The sequence below is a fragment of the Neorhizobium petrolearium genome, assembly GCF_029854435.1.
GTDB classification, from domain to species: Bacteria; Pseudomonadota; Alphaproteobacteria; order Rhizobiales; family Rhizobiaceae; genus Neorhizobium; species Neorhizobium petrolearium.
This window is the reverse complement of record NZ_CP123000.1, coordinates 1,301,197-1,319,460: the sequence shown is the minus strand read 5'-3', so window position 1 is coordinate 1,319,460 and position 18,264 is coordinate 1,301,197. Positions and strand designations below refer to the sequence as shown.

Annotated in this window: 14 protein-coding genes; 10 read left to right on the top strand and 4 right to left on the bottom strand. The window is 60.8% G+C overall.

Going from position 1 to position 18,264, the window contains the following annotated elements; all coding sequences use genetic code 11:
• The first annotated feature begins 1 nt into the window (after position 1).
• From topA to rpmG, 6 genes are all read left to right on the top strand, one after another.
• Positions 2 to 2,668, top strand: coding sequence for a type I DNA topoisomerase (topA, locus tag QEO92_RS06710; protein WP_227702555.1), 2,667 nt, complete (start codon positions 2 to 4; stop codon positions 2,666 to 2,668).
• A 71-nt stretch (positions 2,669 to 2,739) separates the two neighbouring features.
• Positions 2,740 to 5,031 (top strand): ribonuclease R, encoded by a 2,292-nt coding sequence (rnr, locus tag QEO92_RS06705; protein ID WP_227702554.1) that lies wholly within the window; start codon positions 2,740 to 2,742, stop codon positions 5,029 to 5,031.
• A 2-nt stretch (positions 5,032 to 5,033) separates the two neighbouring features.
• Entirely contained in the window at positions 5,034 to 5,486 is a 453-nt protein-coding gene (locus QEO92_RS06700; RefSeq protein ID WP_037150129.1) for a DUF983 domain-containing protein, read from the top strand.
• Positions 5,487 to 5,518: 32 nt separating this feature from the next.
• Complete coding sequence (locus QEO92_RS06695) at positions 5,519 to 6,169, top strand: NUDIX hydrolase (protein WP_227705107.1); 651 nt, start codon at positions 5,519 to 5,521, stop codon at positions 6,167 to 6,169.
• 10 nt (positions 6,170 to 6,179) lie between these two features.
• Positions 6,180 to 7,364, top strand: coding sequence for an MFS transporter (locus QEO92_RS06690; RefSeq protein ID WP_037150131.1), 1,185 nt, complete (start codon positions 6,180 to 6,182; stop codon positions 7,362 to 7,364).
• 91 nt (positions 7,365 to 7,455) lie between these two features.
• Positions 7,456 to 7,623 carry a 50S ribosomal protein L33 gene (gene rpmG / locus QEO92_RS06685; RefSeq protein WP_003547442.1) on the top strand — a complete coding sequence of 56 codons (168 nt, stop codon included), beginning with the start codon at positions 7,456 to 7,458 and terminating at the stop codon, positions 7,621 to 7,623.
• Positions 7,624 to 8,407: 784 nt separating this feature from the next.
• Here the strand turns inward: rpmG and QEO92_RS06680 are convergent.
• Together QEO92_RS06680 and QEO92_RS06675 are read right to left on the bottom strand one after the other, a co-directional pair.
• Complete coding sequence (locus QEO92_RS06680) at positions 8,408 to 9,778, bottom strand: PleD family two-component system response regulator (RefSeq protein ID WP_037150132.1); 1,371 nt, start codon at positions 9,776 to 9,778, stop codon at positions 8,408 to 8,410.
• A 16-nt stretch (positions 9,779 to 9,794) separates the two neighbouring features.
• Positions 9,795 to 10,166: a response regulator gene (locus QEO92_RS06675; protein ID WP_007765577.1), complete on the bottom strand. Its 372-nt coding sequence runs from the start codon at positions 10,164 to 10,166 to the stop codon at positions 9,795 to 9,797.
• A gap of 124 nt (positions 10,167 to 10,290) precedes the next feature.
• On the opposite strand from QEO92_RS06675, the gene QEO92_RS06670 reads away from it, so the two are divergent.
• Complete coding sequence (locus QEO92_RS06670) at positions 10,291 to 10,599, top strand: DUF3572 domain-containing protein (RefSeq protein WP_227705106.1); 309 nt, start codon at positions 10,291 to 10,293, stop codon at positions 10,597 to 10,599.
• Position 10,600: 1 nt separating this feature from the next.
• On the top strand, positions 10,601 to 11,263 hold the full coding sequence (locus QEO92_RS06665) for a hypothetical protein (protein WP_227702553.1): 663 nt from the start codon (positions 10,601 to 10,603) through the stop codon (positions 11,261 to 11,263).
• Position 11,264: 1 nt separating this feature from the next.
• Here QEO92_RS06665 and QEO92_RS06660 read toward each other — a convergent pair whose 3' ends face one another.
• Complete coding sequence (locus QEO92_RS06660) at positions 11,265 to 11,843, bottom strand: GNAT family N-acetyltransferase (protein WP_227702552.1); 579 nt, start codon at positions 11,841 to 11,843, stop codon at positions 11,265 to 11,267.
• 72 nt (positions 11,844 to 11,915) lie between these two features.
• Between QEO92_RS06660 and QEO92_RS06655 the strand changes: the two genes are divergently transcribed.
• Together QEO92_RS06655 and QEO92_RS06650 are read left to right on the top strand one after the other, a co-directional pair.
• Positions 11,916 to 13,208, top strand: a complete 1,293-nt coding sequence (locus QEO92_RS06655) for a DNA polymerase IV (protein ID WP_037150139.1) — start codon at positions 11,916 to 11,918, stop codon at positions 13,206 to 13,208.
• Positions 13,209 to 13,315: 107 nt separating this feature from the next.
• Entirely contained in the window at positions 13,316 to 14,677 is a 1,362-nt protein-coding gene (locus QEO92_RS06650) for a L,D-transpeptidase family protein (protein WP_081952802.1), read from the top strand.
• Positions 14,678 to 14,712: 35 nt separating this feature from the next.
• Here QEO92_RS06650 and dnaE read toward each other — a convergent pair whose 3' ends face one another.
• Positions 14,713 to 18,210, bottom strand: a complete 3,498-nt coding sequence (gene dnaE / locus QEO92_RS06645) for a DNA polymerase III subunit alpha (protein ID WP_227702551.1) — start codon at positions 18,208 to 18,210, stop codon at positions 14,713 to 14,715.
• Positions 18,211 to 18,264 lie beyond the last annotated feature (54 nt).

Sequence of the window (18,264 nt, the reverse complement as noted above, 5' to 3'; positions counted from 1 at the left end):
GATGAAAGTTGTCGTCGTAGAATCTCCCGGGAAAATTAAGAGCATCAACAAGTATCTCGGCCCGGGTTACAAGGTTCTCGCCTCTTTTGGTCACGTCCGCGACTTGCCGGCCAAGGACGGTTCGGTCCTACCCGATCAGGATTTCGAAATGTCCTGGGAGGTCGACAGCGCGTCGCAGAAACGCATCAAGGATATTGCGGACGCCGTAAAAAACTCGGACGGCCTCATCCTCGCGACCGACCCGGATCGCGAAGGGGAAGCGATTTCCTGGCACGTGCTCGACGTGTTGAAGAAGAAGCGCGTTCTGGGCGACAAGCCGGTGGAGCGCGTCGTCTTCAACGCCATCACCAAGAAAGCCGTGCTCGATGCGATCGCAAGTCCGCGCGATATCGACGTGCCGCTGGTGGATGCGTATCTCGCCCGCCGCGCGCTTGATTATCTCGTCGGCTTCAACCTCTCGCCGGTGCTATGGCGCAAGCTGCCCGGTGCCCGCTCGGCCGGCCGCGTGCAGTCGGTCGCGCTACGCCTCGTCTGCGACCGAGAAACGGAAATCGAGCGTTTCGTCTCGGAAGAGTACTGGAACCTTTCGGCATTGCTGCGGACCCCGCGTGGCGACGAGTTCAAAGCGAAACTGGTTTCCGCCGACGGCAAGCGGCTGCAGGGCCGCGCGATCAAGAACGGCGAGGAAGCCAACCGGCTGAAGACACTGCTCGATGGCGCCGCCTATACGGTCGATACCATCGAGGCGAAGCCGGTCAAGCGCAATCCCGGCCCGCCCTTCACCACGTCCACGCTGCAGCAGGCCGCCTCCTCCAACCTCGGCTTCAATGCCTCGCGCACGATGCAGGTGGCGCAGAAGCTTTATGAAGGGGTGGATATTGGTGGCGAGACAGTCGGTCTCATCACCTATATGCGTACCGACGGCGTGCAGATGGCGCCGGAGGCGATCGACGGTGCCCGCCACGCTATCGCCGACCAATTCGGCGACCGCTACCTGCCGGAAAAGCCGCGCTTCTATTCCACCAAAGCGAAGAATGCCCAGGAGGCCCACGAGGCGATCCGGCCGACCGATTTCAACCGCTCGCCGGACAAGGTGCGCCGCTATCTCGATGCCGACCAGGCCCGCCTCTACGAGCTTGTCTGGAAGCGCGGCATCGCAAGCCAGATGGCATCCGCAGAGATCGAGCGCACTACGGTCGAGATTCTGGCGGACAATAACGGCCAGAAAGCCGGCCTGCGAGCAGTTGGCTCGGTCATCCGCTTCGACGGCTTCCTCGCCGCCTATGTCGACAGCCGTGAAGATGCCGATAAAACCGAGGAGGATGAAGAAGATGGCCGCCTCCCCGAAATCAATGCGCGCGAAAAGCTCGACAAGCGCAAGGTGGATGCAAGCCAGCATTTCACCGAACCGCCGCCGCGCTATTCGGAAGCCTCGCTGATCAAGAAGATGGAGGAGCTTGGCATCGGTCGCCCCTCCACCTATGCCGCGACGCTCACGACGCTGCGCGACCGCGAATACGTGACGATCGACAAGCGAAAGTTGGTGCCGGAGGCCAAGGGCCGGCTCGTGACGGCCTTCCTCGAAAGCTTCTTCACGAAATACGTGGAATACGATTTCACCGCCGATCTCGAAGAAAAGCTCGACAAGATTTCCGCCGGCGAGCTCGACTGGAAGCAGGTGCTGCGCGAATTCTGGCAGGACTTCTTCGCCCAGATCGAGGATACCAAGGAGCTGCGCGTCACCAACGTGCTCGATGCGCTGAACGAGGCGCTGGCACCGCTCGTCTTCCCGAAGCGCGAGGACGGCAGCGATCCGCGCATCTGCCAGGTCTGCGGCACCGGCCAGCTTTCGCTGAAGCTCGGCAAGTACGGCGCCTTCGTCGGTTGCTCCAACTATCCGGAATGTAACTATACCCGCCAGCTTTCCTCCGAAGGGGGCGCGGAGGCAGAAGCGAACGGCCTCAACGAACCGAAGGCGATCGGCGCCGATCCGCATACCGGCGAACAGCTCACGTTGCGTTCCGGCCGCTTCGGACCGTATATCCAGCGCGGCGACGGCAAGGACGCCAAGCGCGCCTCGCTGCCAAAGGGCTGGAAGCCAGAAGACATCGATTACGAAAAGGCGCTCGCGCTGATCAACCTGCCGCGCGACGTGGGCAAGCATCCGGAAACCGGCAAGATGATCTCGACCGGCATCGGGCGCTACGGTCCCTTTGTGCTGCATGACGGCACCTATGCCAACCTGGAAGCGGTCGAGGACGTGTTCACCGTCGGCCTCAACCGCGCCGTCACCGTTCTCGCCGAAAAGCAAAGCAAGAACGGCGCGAGCGGCCGGACCCGCGGCACGCCGACGGCGCTGAAGGAACTCGGCGACCATCCGGACGGCGGAGCTATCACCGTGCGCGACGGACGCTACGGCCCCTATGTCAACTGGGGCAAGGTGAATGCCACGCTACCGAAGAGCATGGACCCGCAGAGCGTGACGATGGAACAGGCAATCGCCCTCATCGTCGAAAAGGGCGGCAAGGCTTCGGCCGGCAAGACGAAGCCGAAAAAAGTCGCAGCCAAAGCCGGCGGCGACACAAAAAAGACTGCGACGAAGGCCAAGACGGCAGCCAAGGCCACAACAAAGAAGGCGGCACCCAAGGCGAAGAAGACGGGAACGTGAGAGAACCGCACGACAGATCGAGACCTTCAGGCAGACGCCCCGACAGAACCGTGCGCGGGAAAACCTCTTCGATGAGCGAGAAGCCCGTCATTGTTCAAGGCGCGGTGCCGCCACGCGAAGTCCTGCTTGACTTCATCGCCGAAAACCCCGATCGCGCCTCCAAGCGCGAGATCGCCAAGGCCTTTGGGCTCAAAGGGGAGACACGGGTTGAGCTCAAGGACCTGCTCAGGACGCTGGAAGAGGAAGGCCTCCTCACCAAGAGCCGCAAGTCGCTTTCGCGTCCCGGCGCCCTGCCGCCGGTCACCGTGCTCGACATCACGACCCGTGACAAGGACGGCGACCTGATCGGACGCCCGGCGGAATGGGACGAAGAACTCGGCGTGGCTCCAGCCGTACTCATCCGGCAGCCGTCGGAAGGCCGGGGCAAAGCCAAGGTCCCGGCTGCTGGCCTAAACGACCGGGTTCTGGCGAAAATCTTCCCGAACAAGGACCGCACCGGGCCAGCCTATACCGCCAGAATCATCAAACTCATCGACCGCCGTACCAATGCCTCGCTCGGTGTCGTCAAACAACTTGCCAGCGGCGAAATCCGGCTGCTGCCGACTGACCGGCGCGGCGAGGAAATGGTGATCGAGCGCGAGGATCTCGGCGAGGCGAAGGATGGCGACCTGGTCGAGACGGAAGTCGCCCGCTCCGGCCGCTTCGGCCTGCCGCGCGCGCGCGTCCTCTCGGTCATCGGCTCCGTCGCTTCGGAAAAGGCGATCTCGATGATCGCCATCTATGCTCACGGCATCCCGCATGTCTTCTCGAAGGCCGTGCTCGACGAGGCGGCCGCGGCAAGACCCGCCACCATGGCGAAACGGGAAGATTGGCGCGACCTACCGCTGATCACCATCGACCCCGCCGACGCCAAGGACCATGACGATGCGGTCTATGCCGAACCGGACCGCTCGCCCGACAATCCGGACGGCGTGATCGTCACCGTGGCGATCGCCGATGTCTCGTGGTACGTGCGCACCGGCTCCCCTCTCGACCGCGAGGCGTTGAAGCGCGGCAACTCGGTCTATTTCCCCGACCGCGTCGTGCCGATGTTGCCTGAACGCATCTCCAACGACCTCTGCTCGCTGCGCGAAGGCGAAGACCGGCCGGCAATCGCCGTGCGCATGGTGTTCTCAAAGGAAGGCCGCAAGGCGGGTCACACTTTCCATCGCATCATGATGAAGAGCGCGGCCAAGCTCTCCTACCAACAGGCGCAGGCCGCGATCGACGGCCGGCCGGACAACAAGACCGGGCCGCTGCTCGAACCAATCCTGAAACCGCTCTGGCATGCCTATTCGGTGCTCAAACGCGGGCGCGACCGCCGTCAGCCGCTCGAGCTTGACATGCCGGAGCGCAAGATCGTTCTGAAGCCCGACGGCACCGTTGACCGCGTCTTCGTGCCCGATCGGCTCGACGCCCACAAGCTCATCGAAGAGATGATGATCCAGGCGAACGTCGCCGCCGCCGAAACGCTGGAGAAGAAGCGCCAACCGCTGGTCTACCGTATTCATGACACGCCGGCGCTTTCCAAGCAGGAAGCGCTTCGGGAATTTCTGGCGACGATCGGCATCTCGATGGTCAAGGGCGGACAGCTTCGCGCCAATTCCTTCAACGGCATCCTCGCCAAGGCGCTCGACACCCCACACCAGACCATGGTCAACGAAATGGTGCTGCGCTCCCAAAGCCAGGCGATCTACAGCCCGGAGAACATCGGCCATTTTGGCCTCAACCTGATGAAATACGCGCATTTCACCTCGCCGATCCGCCGTTATGCGGACCTGATCGTGCACCGTGCGCTCGTCGGATCATTGGGGCTTGGCGAAGGCGGCATCAGCGCGGAAGAGGAAGCCCAGCTCGACGACATTGCCGCCGAGATTTCGACATTCGAACGCCGCGCCATGGCGGCTGAACGCGATACGATCAACCGTCTGATCGCCCACCATCTTTCGACCCGCATCGGCGAGGAATTCGAAGGCCGCGTTTCCGGCGTGACCAAATCGGGACTATTTGTCTCGCTTCCGACCTATGGCGCAGATGGTTTCATCCCTATATCCACGCTCGGCAACGACTACTTCATCTACGACGAAGCGCATCAAGCGCTGTCCGGAGAGAAAACCGGTCTGGGCTATCAGCTCGGCGATGCGGTCGATGTGCGGCTTGCGGAGGCAATTCCGCTTGCCGGCGCGCTACGGTTCGAAATGCTGAGCGAGGGCAAGAAACTGCCAACCGCGATCCGCTCCTTCCACAAATCGGGGCGGCGCGGCCGATCCACCGGCCGGGCAAACCCCGGAACCCGGCCGCCGCGCAGCGGCCGAAGGAGATAGGAATGGTACAACAGGGCGAACAGGCGATCCGATACGGCGGAGCACGGGAGCCTGAACGGCCGCTGGGACGCTCGATCAGGCGAGGTATGCTTTGCCGCTGTCCTCATTGTGGAGACGGCCGTCTGTTCCGGGCCTTCCTAAAGCCGGTCGATGCGTGCGCCGTCTGCGGCGAGGAAATCTTTCACCACCGCGCCGACGACCTGCCGGCCTATCTCGTCATCCTCGTGGTCGGCCACGTGCTTTTGACCGGCTACATGCTGACCGACATGGCCTTCCGCGTCTCGCCCTGGGTGCATCTTGCCATCTGGGTGCCGCTCGCGATTCTTGCCGCGATTCTTACGATCCAGCCGATCAAGGGCGGCGTCATCGGCCTGCAATGGGCGCTGAAGATGCACGGCTTCGGAGGCACGGACCACGAGGCCACCGATCCCGGTCGAGGCGGGCCGATCTCATGATTTCATCCGCCGAGGAAGACGCGCCATCCGCCATGGACGCGCTGAAACATGCCCGGATTGCGGGCGTGAGACCCAAGGATGCTGCGTCGCTGATCCTGATCGATCGTTCTGCGGAAAGGCCGCGGGTGCTGATGGGCCGGCGCGGCAGTGGACATGTCTTCATGCCGGATGTCTATGTCTTTCCCGGCGGGCGGCGCGATGCCGGAGACCATACGCTCCCGTTCAGCGCCGATCTCGACCCGCTCGTCTCCGAAAAGCTGCTTGCCGGCACCTCAGCCCGCATGACATCAAGGCGAGCGCGGGCGCTGGCGCTGGCGGCCTTGCGGGAACTCCATGAGGAAACCGGTCTCGCAGGGGTTGCGGCTGCGGATCTTTCGCGGCTGCGCTATGTCGCCCGTGCGATCACGCCGCCCGGCAACGTGCGACGCTACGACACCCGCTTCTTCCTCGCCTTTTCGGACGAGACCCTGTTCGACATGAGGCATCTCAAGGATTCCAGCGAACTTCAGGATGTGCGCTGGCTTGACATTGCAGAGCTTTACGGTCTGAAACTCCCGCGCATCACGCAGGCGGTATTGGAGGATGTGCGAAACCTGATGGCTACCGATCCATCTTTACCGTTTGGCAGTCCGGTCTCCTTCTACTTCATGCGTCACGGACGATTCGTCCGCAGCCGACTGTAAGGAATAATGAATGCCTCAGCCGACGACTGACGCCAACGGCCATGTCGAGGAAATACACTGGCCGTCGCTGATGGCCGCCATTTCCGCCATCAGCGCGGTCGGCATCGCCATCGGCCTCGGTTTGCCTCTCCTCAGCATCATCCTTGAAAAACGTGGCATACCGTCGACCTTGATCGGACTGAACGCGGCCATGGCCGGCATCGCCTCCATGTTCGCCGCTCCCGTCACCACCAAGCTGGCGCATGACCACGGCGTCGCAAAGACCATGATGCTGGCCGTGCTGATCGCGGCTTTGAGCGCTATCGGCTTCTATTATGCAGATGACTTCTGGATGTGGTTTCCGCTCCGCTTCACCTTCCATGGCGCGACGACGACGCTCTTCATCCTGTCGGAATTCTGGATCAACGAAGCGGCTCCGCCGCGCCGCCGCGGCCTTGTGCTCGGCATCTATGCGACCGTGCTGGCGATCGGCTTCGCGATCGGCCCGCTGCTCTTCTCTGCGCTGGGCAGCGACGGTGTCCTGCCTTTCCTGGTTGGCGCAGGCGTCATTCTGCTCGCCGTTATCCCGATCTTCATTGCCCGGCATGAAAGTCCCGTGCTGGATACGAAGCCGGATCGGCATTTCTTTCACTATATCTTCCTGGTGCCAACGGCGACCGCGGCAGTCTTCGCCTTCGGTGCGGTCTCGGCAGGTGGCCTGTCACTCTTTCCGATCTATGCGCTTCGCGAATCTCTCACCGAGCCCCAGACGGCCGTGCTATTGACCGTAATGGGTATCGGCAACATGGCCTTCCAGATCCCGCTCGGCCTTTTCTCCGACAAACTCAAGGACCGGCGCCCTCTGCTGACTGCCATGGCGGTCCTCGGCGTCATCGGTTCGCTCGCACTGCCCTTCCTCATCCAGAACTGGCTGATGATGGCGGTCGTCCTGTTCTTCTGGGGCGGCTGCGTGTCCGGCCTCTATACGGTAGGACTTGCGCATCTGGGAGCGCGTCTCAGCGGGCCGGATCTCGCCGCCGCCAATGCTGCCTTCATCTTCTGTTATGCCGTCGGTACGGTGGCAGGTCCACAGGGGATCGGGGCGGCCATCGATGTCGCCGGCAATGACGGTTTTGCCTGGGCGCTTGCGGGATTCTTCGGCTTCTATGTCGCTGTTTCCGCCTGCCGGATACTTTTCCGGTCAAAACGGAGTTGACTTTTCGGGCGCGATTTGTAATTTCGCGCCAGATTTTGCCGTGGAGCTTACCCGCGTCCACGGCTTCATTTTTCTCAGAGGCAGAACCACCATGGCGAAAGCTACGACCATCAAGATCAAGCTGCTGTCGACGGCTGACACCGGTTTCTTCTACGTCACGACGAAGAACAGCCGTACGATGACGGACAAGATGACGAAAACCAAGTACGATCCGGTTGCCAAGAAGCACGTCGAATTCAAGGAAACCAAGATCAAGTAAGCTTGATCGTATGGTTGTCGGAAGGCGCTGGCCGACAGGCCCAGGCGCCTTTTCTTTTTGTCTTTTTTCCGAAAACTGTGCTCAGGATGTGGCAGGCTGCCCGGAAACGGAAAGGCGCCGCTCCATGGCCTTGGAGCGGCGCCTTCAAACGGGGGTCGACCAGCCTGCAATCACGGCACGAGGAACCGCTTTGGCATGCCTGCCGGTCGACCGACCCCACGACCCAGGAGATGCGGCGGACCTGAGCATCATGGGGTATTGATCTCCCCTTCGGGAGTTCTTTCTTTATTGCGGTCAAAATTGCGCAAAATGGGAAGAAAATCAACAGATTCTTAATTCGGAATTTGATCTGTTTTGGTTGTTGGTTAAAATCGGCGCCGAAAGAACACGCTGCTGAGTGCTTTCGAATATTCATCAAAAAACATATCCATGATATCTTGTTTCCCGATGGTTCTGGAATCTTAGAAATTGGCCGACAGTGCCTAAGAATATCTTGAACAGGCGCTGTCTATCCCTCCAAGACCGACAAAACCTGAGAGCCAATTGGCTTATCTATTCTCGTGCAACTGATCTGAAGACACCTTGGATACATCCGCAGCCACCCGGATGCTGCACTGCAGCTGGATTTCCCGACTACTATTCATAAAAATTCTTACACCAATTCCGACCCGCAAAAAATTGGTCTGGCCTATAAAAATTGATAGATCAAATGGCTTTTTCCACAGCGCCCAACTCGCGCGCATGGCTGCATTACCGTCCGCAAGACAATTCTCTTATACAGCTCTTACGCAGCAGCCGCGACCACTCTGTTACGGCCGCCCGACTTGGCTTCGTAGAGTGCGCGGTCGGCCTGCTTCAGGAGCTGCTCCGGGGTCTCCGCGCCGTAAGTGTTGCAGGCAATCCCAAGCGAGGCCGTTATATTGAGCGTGGCGCCGGCCGCCTTCAGGGCAAAGGGCTGGCTTTCGATGATGCCGCGAAGACGCTCGGCAATTGCGGCCGCCGCAACCGCGTCCGTATCGGGCATGACGACCACGAATTCTTCGCCGCCGTAGCGGCAGGCAAGATCGGCTCCCCTCACCGTCGAGCGGATACGCGCGGCGAATTCCTTCAGCACTTCGTCGCCCGCATCGTGTCCGTAGGTATCGTTGACCGATTTGAAGCGGTCGATGTCGGTGATGCAAACGGACAACAGGCGGGACCGCGCGGCTGCCCGGTTGAACAGCACTTTCAGATGATTGTCGAGATAACGGCGATTGTTGAGGCCAGTCAGCCCGTCGGTCACGGCAAGCTCGATCGTCTGACGGACGCTCATGCGCAGACGGTCATTGTAGCGCTTGCGCTTGATCTGCGTGAGCACGCGGGCAAGAAGTTCGTTCGGATCGATCGGCCGGACGATGTAGTCATTGACGCCGAGATCGAGCGCGCGGACGACGACATCGTCGGCGCCCAGGTCCGTCACCAGAAGCAGCGGCAGGAAACGGGTGCGCTCAATAGAACGAAGCTGTGAGCAGAGACGCAAGGGGTCGTATTCGTCGAAATTGGCGTTGACGATCACGAGATCGATCGGATTTTCCGCCGCCTCGAAAAGTGCTGCCTGCGGATCCGACATGGCGATCACGTCCGCCACCGGCTTCAGTGCCTTGATGATGCGCTCCTGGGAACTCGCGCGGCCATCGACAAGCAATACCTGGGCCGGTTCGTCGCGACCGTCCGTGCCCTTCAGGATGTCCTCGAGCGCAAGATTATGTGCAGTGTCGGCCCGAATGCGCAATTCGTCGCTCAGCGTCTTCAACCGCACCAGGCTTTTCACCCGCGAGATGAGCTGCAGGTCGTTGACCGGCTTGGTCAGGAAATCGTCGGCACCGGCCTTCAGGCCGCGCACACGGTCAGACGGCTGATCAAGCGCGGTCACCATGACGACCGGAATATGGGCGGTGCGCGGATTGGCTTTCAGCCGCTCGCAGACCTCGAAGCCATCCAGGCCTGGCATCATGATATCGAGCAGGATCAGGTCAACGTGGGTACTGTCGCAAATCGCAAGCGCCTTGTAGCCATCATCTGCCGTCAGCACGTCAAAATACTCCGCGAGAAGTCGGGCTTCGAGAAGCTTCACGTTTGCCGGAATATCGTCGACTACCAAAATGCGCGCGGTCATGACGCCCGTCCCGATCTCATGCGTCGCCCAGATAAGTCTTGATGGTTTCGATGAATTTTGGCACCGAGATGGGCTTGGAGACATAGGCTTCGCAGCCGCCCTGGCGGATGCGTTCCTCGTCGCCCTTCATGGCAAAGGCGGTCACGGCGATGACGGGAATTACGTGAAGCTCGTCGTCTTCCTTCAGCCACTTCGTGACTTCGAGACCGGACACTTCCGGAAGCTGGATGTCCATGAGAATGAGATCAGGACGATGCTTGCGGGCAAGATCGAGCGCTTCCATTCCGTTGCGGGTCTGGATCGTGTCATATCCCGATGCTTCGATCAGGTCGCGGAAGAGCTTCATGTTAAGCTCATTGTCCTCGACAATCATGACCCGTTTGGGCATGGCGATCCGTTCCTGTCTTGCAAGCGTGCCTTCAGTATATAAGCTCCCGGAACGGTCGATTCCACAGAGCCCCATTCAGGCACGGTAAGGCCATTTGGTTGAGAAAAAGGTAACTTGGCAGATGATGCGGCGCGAAACCGAATATAGCCGAAGCAATTCGGCCGATGCCGAGGAAACGGCGACCGCCATTCTCGGCTGGCTTGCCAACGAGCCGGAGATGCTTGGCCGGTTCCTGGCGCTTTCCGGCCTGCAGCCGAACCAATTGCGGGGTGCTGCAAACGATCCAGGCTTTCTGGCCGGCATGATCGATTTCCTGATGGGCCATGAGCCGACGCTGCTTGCCTTTTGCGAAGCAACGGGCACAAAACCGGAAACCGTGGCTGCCGCCTGGCGCCACTATTCCGGCCCAGGACCTGATTCCGGCGAATATTGAGATGACCGAGATTTTCGACCTCCGCACCGATCTTTCCCATGTACGCCTTCGCGATCGCCCACTCATCGTCTGCGATGTCGACGATGTCGTGCTGCATTTCGTGGCTCCCTTTCAGGATTTCCTGCGGGGCGAAGGCCATGAACTTTTGCCGCGCTCCTTCCGGCTTACCGGCAATATCATCTCCACCCAGACCCGGATTGCCCTCGAACAGGGCGATGTCCGCCGGCTGGTCGAAGCCTTCTTCGAGGCACAGGAAAGCTGGCAGTTCCCCTTCGATCTCGTCGTCCAGACGCTCGAAACGCTCGGCCGTGACGTCGACGTCGTCTTCCTCACCGCGATGCCGCCGCTTTACCAGGAACATCGTCGCCGGCTTCTCGACCGTCTCGGGCTCGCCTTTCCGCTGATTGCCAGCGAAGAGCCCAAGGGACCGATCGTGCAAAGACTGCATGCGGAACGCCCCTTGCCTTCGATCTTCATCGACGACATGGCGCATAACCTTCATTCGGTGCGGGATCATCTCGCACAATGCCTCCTCCTTCACATGATGCCGGACTCGCCGCTGCATGTCCTTGCTCCGAAGCCTGCTGGAAACATCGTACGGGCGACAGACTGGCCACATGCCGCACAACTCATCCGGGCTCATATCCGTTCCGGCGCTGCCTAAGCTAGAATTCGAGCCGCATCAACGGCCGCCCCTCCTTGCGGCGTGCCACCTCCCTAAACCCGGCCGCCTCGAAGACTCTCATCGAGCCGACATAGAGACCAAGCGATTTCGACGTCTTTGCCTGCTCCATGGGACAGGCTTCGATGCTTCTGGCCCCGCTTTCTCTCGCAAATCGGATCGCCGCATCCAAAATCCGGTGGCTGTTGCCCTTTCTACGATGGCGACTGCCGATGAAGAAACAGCTTACCGCCCAGACCAACGGGTCCCCGGCATCCGCAGGGTCCAACGGTCGAGATACCGTACGGGGCGAATTCCATTGCGGAACATCGGCGCGCGGCCCCACCTGCACCCAGGCCATCGGCTGGCCTTCCACATATCCGAGCACACCGGGCGGCGGGCCTGTCTCGATGCGGTTGCGAATGAATTCCTTCTTGGCCGCGCCGTCCAGCACTTTCCGTTCCGCCGCGGGCATCCGGAAATAGGTGCACCAGCAGCCGTAACAGGCGCCGCTCGGTCCAAACAGCGTTTCAAAATCATCCCATCGCTCAGGTGTCAGTGGATAGGCTGCGAAGACTTCCATGCCGGCTCGCTTCTCTCTTGAGAGTCGCAAGCTTAGGGCTTATCGTCGCGGCGTTCAACCTTTGTTCTCATCATGACGCCCGCGCCTGACAAGACACCCGGCTTCTGTCGCGACTGCCTTGCTGAGCAGAAGGCAGAGGTGCGCCGCTGCCGCGCCTGCGGCAGTCCCCGCCTCGTCTATCACAGGGAACTCTACGATCTCACGCTGGCGCATATCGATTGCGACGCCTTCTATGCGACGATTGAGAAGCGCGACGCCCCGGAACTCGCAGACAAGCCGGTCATCATCGGCGGGGGCAAACGCGGTGTCGTCTCTACCGCCTGCTATATCGCTCGCATCAACGGCGTACGATCGGCCATGCCGATGTTCAAGGCGCTGGAGCTTTGTCCCGATGCCGTCGTCATCCGGCCGAACATGGAGAAATATGTGTCGGTCGGTCGTCAGGTGCGGCAGATGATGATGGACCTGACACCGCTCGTGCAGCCACTTTCCATCGACGAGGCCTTTGTCGAACTCGCTGGCACCGAACGCCTGCATCACGATCGGCCTGCGCGCATCCTCGCCAAACTGGCCACCCGTGTGCAGAGTGAACTCGGTATCACCATCTCCATCGGGCTGTCCTACTGCAAATTCCTCGCGAAGGTCGCCTCCGATCTCCAGAAACCGCGGGGGTTCTCGGTGATCGGCCGGGAGGAGGCGCTGGAATTTCTGGCCGCCCGCCCCGTCACCACGATCTGGGGCGTCGGGAAGGCCTTCAACGCGACGCTGGAAGCGGACGGCATCCGCACCATCGGCCAGCTCCAGACCATGGAGGAAGGCGATCTGATGCGCCGCTACGGCACGATGGGCCAGCGGCTCTACCGGCTTTCGCGCGGCATCGACGATCGCGAGGTGCATCCGAACGAGGCGGCCAAGAGCGTTTCGGCCGAAACCACGTTCTTCGACGATATCTCGCGCCATGACGACCTCGTGCCGATCCTGCGCCGGCTCTCGGAAAAAGTATCCGCGCGGCTGAAGAAGCACGGCATTGCCGGCAGGACCGTGGTGCTCAAGATGAAGACCGCCGACTTCAAAAGCCGTACCCGCAACAGGCGGCTCGAAGATCCGACCCAGCTTGCCGACCGCATCTTCCGAACCGGACTTGCGCTGATGGAGCACGAGACCGACGGCACGAAATTCCGCTTGATCGGCATAGGCCTCACCGACCTCACCGATCCGGCGCTCGCCGATCCGCCGGACCTCGTCGACACGCAGGCCGGGCGCCGCGCCGCGGCCGAGGCGGCGATGGACAAGCTGCGCGACAAGTTCGGCAAGGCGGCGGTCGAAACCGGCTACACGTTCGGGGATCGCCGGCGCGATCCATGAAAGGTGATCCGTTCTTAACCATGATCTTAAGATTATCCCCGCCGCCGAAAACCTTCTTTAACCTCATGCGCTAATATACGGGTCATGTATTGCGTATGGGGTCGGTTATGTTGCGTCACCTGATGTTCGGGTTTGGTTTTCTATCTGCGACCATGCTGTCGCATGCAGCCTTCGCGGAAGGCGCCCGCACGCTGCAGATCATCGTTTCCAAGGATAAGCAATCCCTCACGGTCTATGATGGCGACACGGTCGTTGCGACCTCGAATGTTTCCACCGGCAAGGCGGGACACTCGACGCCGAGCGGCATCTTCTCGATCCTCGAGAAGCGCAAATATCACGAATCGAACATCTATTCGAACGCACCCATGCCCTGGATGCAGCGGCTGACCTGGTCAGGGATTGCGCTTCACGAATCCAGCAGCGTGCCGAACTATCCAGCCTCGCACGGCTGCGTGCGTATGCCGGGCGCATTCGCGAAATCGCTCTACCAGATGACCGAGCGCGGCGCCCATGTGATCATCATAGATGCACAGATCGCGCCGGAACGGATCGAGAGCACGAATCTCTTCATGCCGCGCAAACCCCTGCCAGCCGGGCCGCTCTTTCCGGATGTCGAGCTCAGGACCTCCTCGATCCGAGGGGATTCCAAACCGGTCGAGGTGGCAATGAATGTCGTTCCGGACAATCCTTCGCTCGCTCGTCCGGCCATTGTGACGGATGCGCGGAGCGCGGCGGCCGCAGACGAAGATGCAGCACCGTTGCGTATCCTCATCACCCGTCGCAGCGAGCGCGAAATGCTGATGGATGTGCAGGTGATCCTGCAGGATCTCGGCTTCGAGACCGGCGGCGCCGACGGCTTCGCCGGCCCCCTGACCCGCAGCGCCATTGCCGGCTTCAAGCGCTGGAAGAACCTTTCCCTCAAAGGGCCGCTGATGACGCCGGAATTCCTGAATGCGCTCTATGAGACTGCCGGCAAGCCGCAGCCGCCGGCCGGCCAGATCATGGTGCGGCAGAATTTCGAATCGCTGTTCGAGGCGCCGGTCGGCATCAAGGACCCGCAAATTGCTCTCGGCACGCATTTCTTCACTGTCGACAAAGTCGAGCACAGCGCCGAGACTGCCGAGTGGCTTGGGATAACTCTGCCGAACCAGCTGAGCGATGCAACGATGAAGCGGCTCGGCATCGCAGTCGCCGATGACCCCAATGCCCCGGATGCCACCGCCCGCGCGTTCGACCGCATCGAAATCCCGGCCGATATCCGCGACCGGATCGAGACGCTGATGACCGATGGCACGTCGGTGACGATCAACGACCAGGGCCTTGGACCGGAAACCGGCAAAGGCACCGATTTTGTAACCATCACGCACTCTCAACCCACGATTAGCCAAGCCAAAAATTCCGTGACCAAGCCTCGGCCCGTTCGCCAATCGCAAGCAAGAGCGCAATATCGTTCGATCGGTCTCTATTAAAGGTACGGCGCGCGATCGAAACCGCCGAGCCGGCTCTATACCAGTTCCACGTCGAGGACGCCCGGCGCCGCGCGCAATGCTGCGGCGATTTCCGGCGAGATGCGATATTTCTCTGTCAGTTCCACCTCGATCTCGCGTTTGCCATCATCCTTGATGACGACGAAAGAGACCAGTCCGTCGCCTCGGGCATTCAGATGCCGGGCTACCATCCTCAAAGGCCCTGAATCTCGAACATAGACGCGCAACGCCTTCTGCATCTGCACGGATTTCTCCTCCAGCGACTGGGCCGTCTGGATGCGAAGCCCGATGCCTTCCGGCCGCTCCTCCGCCTGCACGGTAATAAGCAGCGATTTGCCGGGTTCAAGGAGATCGCGGTATTGCGCAAGTCCTTCCGAGAACAGGACGGCCTCGAACTGGCCGGAAGAATCCGAAAACGCCACGATGCCCATCTTGTTGCCGGTGCGGGTCTTGCGCTCCTGGCGGCTCGTCACGGTGCCCGCGAGCTTTCCGAAACTTGCCCCTCCCTTCACCGAGACGGAGAATTCCGCAAAGGTCTGCACCCGCATCTTGGCAAGAATATTTGCATAAGAATCGAGAGGATGAGCAGAGAGATAGAAGCCGAGAACTTGGTACTCGCGCATCAGCTTTTCCGACGGCGTCCACGGATCGAAAGGCGGCAGAACGAGCTTTTCGGGGCCAGAGCTCGCCGACGAGCCGAAGAAATCCGACTGGCCGCTGACTTTCTCCTCCTGGGCGCGCTGCGCATAACCGATGATGCGGTCAAGCCCGCCGATCAATTCGGCACGATCGATGCCGAAGCAATCGAAGGCGCCCGCCGAGATCAGGCTTTCCATGACGCGCCGGTTGATCTGCTTCGGATCGATCCTGAGGCAGAAATCCTCGATGCTCCTGAATGGCCGGTCGCCGCGCACGGCCGTGATATGTTCCACGGCCGAGTCGCCAACACCCTTAATGGCGGCCAGCGCATAAAAGATCTTGTTCTCGCCCGTCTCGAAATGCCTGTAGGAGGTCTGGACGGACGGTGGAATGACGGCAATGCCGAGGCGCCCGGCGTCCTGCCGGAAGTCGTTGAGCTTCTCGGTGTTCGCCATATCGTAGGTCATCGACGCGGCGAGGAACTCGACCGGGTAATGCGCCTTCATATAGGCGGTCTGGTAGGAGACGATCGCGTAGGCCGCCGCGTGCGACTTGTTGAAGCCGTAGTTCGCGAACTTTGCAAGCAGTTCGAAGATGTTGTCGGCCTGCGCCTTGGAGACGCCGTTCTTCACCGCGCCGTCGACAAAGCGCTCGCGCTGCTGGTCCATCTCGGCTTTGATTTTCTTGCCCATGGCACGACGCAAAAGGTCGGCCTCGCCGAGCGAATAGCCTGAGAGCACCTGGGCGATCTGCATGACCTGTTCCTGGTAGACGATGACCCCTTGGGTCTCCTTGAGCAGATAATCGATCATCGGGTGGATCGATTCGATCTCCTCCTCGCCGTGCTTGCGGGCATTATAGGTTGGGATATTCTCCATCGGACCGGGGCGGTAGAGCGCGACCAGCGCGATGATGTCCTCGATGCAGTCCGGCCGCATGCCGATCAGCGCCTTGCGCATGCCGGCACTTTCCACCTGGAACACGCCGACCGTTTCGCCGCGGGAAAGCATCTCATAAGTCTTCTGGTCGTCCAGCGGTATCTTGGCGAGATCGATTTCGATATCGCGCTTCCTGCAAAAATCGACGGCAGTCTTCAGCACCGTCAGTGTCTTCAAACCGAGGAAGTCGAACTTCACCAGGCCCGCCTGCTCCACCCATTTCATGTTGAACTGGGTAACCGGCATGTCCGAACGCGGGTCTCGATACATCGGCACGAGCTTCGAGAGCGGCCGATCGCCGATCACTATGCCAGCGGCATGGGTCGAGGCGTGGCGGTAAAGGCCCTCGATCTTCTGGGCGATGTCGAGAAGGCGCTGGACGACGGGCTCCTTGTCCGCCTCTTCCTGCAGCTTCGGCTCTTCCTCGATCGCCTTCGACAGCGGCGTCGGGTTGGCCGGGTTGTTCGGCACGAGTTTGCAGATCTTGTCGACCTGGCCGTAGGGCATTTCCAGCACACGACCGACGTCGCGCAGCGCGGCGCGCGCCTGCAGCGAACCGAAGGTGATGATCTGCGCCACCTGCTCGCGGCCGTATTTGGCTTGCACGTAGCGGATCACCTCTTCACGGCGGTCCTGGCAGAAATCGATGTCGAAGTCGGGCATCGAGACGCGTTCCGGATTGAGGAAGCGCTCGAAAAGCAGCGAGAAGCGCAACGGGTCAACATCGGTGATCGTCAGCGCGTATGCCACCAACGAACCGGCACCCGAACCGCGGCCCGGGCCGACTGGAATATTGTGCTGCTTTGCCCATTTGATGAAGTCCGACACGATCAGGAAGTAACCCGGGAACTTCATGCGCTCGATAACGCCAAGCTCGAAGTCCAGACGCTCGCGGTAGTCCTGTTCCGTATAGCCGCTCGTCATTCCAAGCGTTGCAATGCGGTTCTCCAGCCCCTCGTTCGCCTGACGGCGCAGTTCCGCCGCCTCGGCCCGTTCGGCCTCTTCCGGATCTGCCGTCGCCCCGGTAAAGCGCGGCAGGATCGGCTTTCGCGTCTTCAGGATGAAGGAGCATCGTCGGGCGACCTCGACCGTGTTCTCCAGCGCTTCCGGCAGGTCGGCAAACAGGGCTGCCATTTCAGCCCGGCTTTTCAGATAATGATCAGGCGTCAGACGGAAGCGGTTATCATCCGAAACGATCGCATTATGGGCGACCGCCATCAGCGCGTCATGGGCGTCGTAATCCGCCTTCGACGGGAAGAAAGCCTCGTTCGTTGCGACCAGCGGCAGGTCATGGTCATAGGCAAGAGTCACCATCTTCTGCTCATGCCGCCGGTCAAATGAACCGTGGCGCTGCAGTTCGACATAAATCCGGTCGCTAAAGATTTCCCTCAGCTTCAGCAGCCGCGCCTCGGCAAGCACCGCATTCCCATCCTTCAAGGCCATGTCGACCGGCCCGCCCGAAGCTCCGGTAAGCGCGATCAACCCTTCGGTGCCGCCCTCCTCCAGCCAGGAACTGCAGATATGCACGGCGCCGTGTCCCTCGCCGCTCAGATAGGCGCGGCTGATAAGGTCGACCAGCCTTTCGTAGCCCGCAGCCGTCGCCGCAAGCACGACAATCGCCGGCAGCTTGGCAAGCTGCTGATGGCCGGCGCGTCGCTCTTCCGACTGGTCTTCCATATCGATCGAAAGCTGACAGCCAATGATCGGCTGCAGCCCTTCATCGATCGCCTTCTGGGCAAATTCCAGCGCAACGAAGAGATTGTTCGTGTCGGTGATCGCGATCGCGGGCTGATGATCCGCAACCGCCTTGGAAAGTATCTTCTTGAGCGGCAGTGCCCCTTCAAGAAGCGAATAGGCGGAGTGAACGCGAAGGTGAACGAATTGCGGGCTATCGCCCAACGATTCCGATCCCGATTTTACGTTCGCCGTATCTGCCATGTCCGCGCCTTACCCACTTCATGAATCGGGCTATTTTCCGGTGCGGCTTGCCGA

What these genes read in the sequence shown, in the direction of transcription:
- topA (WP_227702555.1), top strand. Translation starts at nt 2, where the DNA reads ATGAAAGTTGTCGTCGTAGAATCTCCCGGGAAAATTAAGAGCATCAAC.
- rnr (WP_227702554.1), top strand. Translation starts at nt 2,740, where the DNA reads ATGAGCGAGAAGCCCGTCATTGTTCAAGGCGCGGTGCCGCCACGCGAA.
- QEO92_RS06700 (WP_037150129.1), top strand. Translation starts at nt 5,034, where the DNA reads ATGGTACAACAGGGCGAACAGGCGATCCGATACGGCGGAGCACGGGAG.
- QEO92_RS06695 (WP_227705107.1), top strand. Translation starts at nt 5,519, where the DNA reads ATGGACGCGCTGAAACATGCCCGGATTGCGGGCGTGAGACCCAAGGAT.
- QEO92_RS06690 (WP_037150131.1), top strand. Translation starts at nt 6,180, where the DNA reads ATGCCTCAGCCGACGACTGACGCCAACGGCCATGTCGAGGAAATACAC.
- rpmG (WP_003547442.1), top strand. Translation starts at nt 7,456, where the DNA reads ATGGCGAAAGCTACGACCATCAAGATCAAGCTGCTGTCGACGGCTGAC.
- QEO92_RS06680 (WP_037150132.1), bottom strand. Translation starts at nt 9,778, where the DNA reads ATGACCGCGCGCATTTTGGTAGTCGACGATATTCCGGCAAACGTGAAG.
- QEO92_RS06675 (WP_007765577.1), bottom strand. Translation starts at nt 10,166, where the DNA reads ATGCCCAAACGGGTCATGATTGTCGAGGACAATGAGCTTAACATGAAG.
- QEO92_RS06670 (WP_227705106.1), top strand. Translation starts at nt 10,291, where the DNA reads ATGCGGCGCGAAACCGAATATAGCCGAAGCAATTCGGCCGATGCCGAG.
- QEO92_RS06665 (WP_227702553.1), top strand. Translation starts at nt 10,601, where the DNA reads ATGACCGAGATTTTCGACCTCCGCACCGATCTTTCCCATGTACGCCTT.
- QEO92_RS06660 (WP_227702552.1), bottom strand. Translation starts at nt 11,843, where the DNA reads ATGGAAGTCTTCGCAGCCTATCCACTGACACCTGAGCGATGGGATGAT.
- QEO92_RS06655 (WP_037150139.1), top strand. Translation starts at nt 11,916, where the DNA reads ATGACGCCCGCGCCTGACAAGACACCCGGCTTCTGTCGCGACTGCCTT.
- QEO92_RS06650 (WP_081952802.1), top strand. Translation starts at nt 13,316, where the DNA reads ATGTTGCGTCACCTGATGTTCGGGTTTGGTTTTCTATCTGCGACCATG.
- dnaE (WP_227702551.1), bottom strand. Translation starts at nt 18,210, where the DNA reads ATGGCAGATACGGCGAACGTAAAATCGGGATCGGAATCGTTGGGCGAT.